General features: G+C 26.0%; 1 protein-coding gene. It reads right to left on the reverse strand.

What is annotated here, in order from left to right:
* Positions 1-126: 126 nt before the first annotated feature.
* A complete protein-coding gene (locus G3997_RS04940; RefSeq protein WP_296649029.1) occupies positions 127-1,866 on the reverse strand; it encodes an ABC-F family ATP-binding cassette domain-containing protein in 1,740 nt (579 codons plus the stop codon).
* Positions 1,867-2,024: the final 158 nt, after the last annotated feature.

Genomic DNA, 2,024 nt, shown 5'->3' on the forward strand with positions numbered 1-2,024 from the left:
CTCAAAATCAATATATTGATATAAATGTATTTGCTAAGTTATCCACCGTTATTAAAGTAATATAATTTCCTTAAGCGTTAAAAAAGCCCTATATTAGCTTATAAACTAATACAGGACTTTTATATATTAAAGTAACTTAATAAGTTCTTCTAAGTCTTCAGATAAAGTTTTTGCAAGTTCAAAATTAGTATCCATTAAAGCTCTTTCTATCTTAGTTTCAACTAATTTTTTCTTTTGTTCAATTTCTAAGTAATCCTTATCAAAGTAATTAGCATAAATCATCTTTCTAAACTTTCTCATGTTAACTTTTCTAATAGTCTTATCTTCTATCATTAAAACATAATCCATAGAATTAACTATAAAGTCATAGTCATGTGAAATCATTAAAATAGCACCTTTGTAATTTTGTATAGCTTTTTCAAGTGCCATTTGAGAATAAGTATCTAAGTGACTTGTTGGTTCATCAAGAAGTAACATATTAGCTTTACTAGATGAAACCTTAGCTAATTGAAGAATATTTCTCTCTCCACCAGATAAAGAGTTTATTGTTTGTTTTAAAATGTCTTCATTAAATCCATAACGTGAAATATATCTTCTAACCTCACCATAGTTTTCAAATCCTGCTTCATAGAACTCTTCAAGTATTGTATTAGATTCTTTTAATATTTTACCTTGCATTTGAGATAAATAAGACATTTCTATATTTTCATTTAATTCAATGCACTCGTTATTATTTTTAAATATTTCTTTCATTAAAGTAGTTTTACCAACACCATTAGTACCTATTATTGCTACTTTATCATTAGAGTTAATTTCAAAGTTAATATCTTTTAAAAGTAATTCATCAAAACCTACATTAAGATTATTAACTTTTAAAGCTATAGTTTCTTCAATCTCATTATCAGTATCTAAGTTTATATAAGGTTCTTTAATATAAACAAATGGAGCCTTTATTCTACGCTCTTTTAGTCTTTCTTGGATTTTAACTCTAGCTTTTAAAGCTCTTCCCCTAGAAGCCTCTGCATTATAAGTTGCTTTTTCTCTTAATATATTAATTAAAGCTTCATTTCTTGCAATTTCTTCTTCTTCAGCAATAGCTATTTCTTGCGTTTCAATTTTAGTTTGAAGTAATGAGAATTTATAATCAACAAATCTTCCATCAAACTCCTGAAGTTCTGTATTTTCAAGATGAAGTATCTTGTTAAAGCAATGGTTAAGTAGATATCTATTATGTGTTATAACTAATATTGTTTTCTTATGAGAATTAATTAAGTTTTTAAGAGCATTAAGATTTTCAAAATCTAAAAATACATCTGGCTCATCCATTATCATTAAATCTGGTTTATTAAGCATTTCCTTAATAACTTGAATAAGCTTAAATTCCCCTCCACTAAGTTCACATATCATTTTATCTTTAAGCTTACCTAAATTTGCAACATGGAGCTTTTTAGTTATATTACTTTCATAATCATTACCATCTAGTGCATCAAATGCATCTAGTGCATCTTGGTACTTTTCTAGTAAACTTTCGATATCTGAAGATGTTTCCATTTGTGCACATATATCATCTATTTCATTTTGTAGCTTTATAAAATCTTGTGCTATATATTCAAAAACTGTTGTTTCTTCACTTTTATCACATTGTGAAAACTGGCTTACATATCCAATTTTTAAATTTGGATCCATTTCTAATTTACCATCAAATAAGTACTTTTCTGGATCCATTATTATATCTATTAATGTACTTTTTCCACTACCACTTGCTCCTATAAAAGCACAGTGTTGACCTTCTTCTATTGTAAATGAAACATTTGTATAAAGATCTTTTTGTGGGAATGAATAAGACAAGTTGTCAACTTTTATCATATTATTACCTCTCTTAGCATTTAAAAAGAGCTTACAAAATAAGCTCTTTTTAGTTAAATTATTTTTAAATTTACTTTTGTTAGAATAACATTTTTTTGTGCTAATTTCAATTATTTTATTACAGTTTATTTTCTAATCATTTCTTAAAATARTTTAAA

Origin of the sequence: Romboutsia sp. 13368 (assembly GCF_018336475.1) — a bacterium.
Classification (GTDB): domain Bacteria; phylum Bacillota; class Clostridia; order Peptostreptococcales; family Peptostreptococcaceae; genus Romboutsia.